Below are 265 nucleotides of genomic sequence, written 5' to 3' on the forward strand. Positions count from 1 at the left end.
CTACAATCATCGACGAAGCATCTTCAACGTGAAGCCAATCCCTAACTTCTTCTCCCGTCCCAAAAAACTCTCCGATTCCCTTTGAAAACTTGTTGCACGCATCCCAGAGCAACTGCTTCTTCAAGCCGGGCCCATATAGTGAGAACGGGCGAACGGAAATGGAATTAACGCCGAAACATTGTGAATACTCTTGAGCCAACAACTCGGCGGAAAGTTTGCTGAAGCCATATGGCGACATTGGATTGGGTCTTGCCGAAGTCAAGAT

General features: G+C 47.9%; 1 protein-coding gene. It reads right to left on the minus strand.

Annotated features, from left to right (window positions below; translation table 11 throughout):
* On the minus strand, positions 1-265 hold a 265-nt coding region (locus tag E0702_RS17665), incomplete at both ends, for an SDR family oxidoreductase (protein WP_132045805.1).

Origin of the sequence: Halomonas marinisediminis (assembly GCF_004347715.1) — a bacterium.
In the GTDB taxonomy this organism is placed as follows: Bacteria; Pseudomonadota; Gammaproteobacteria; order Pseudomonadales; family Halomonadaceae; genus Halomonas; species Halomonas icarae.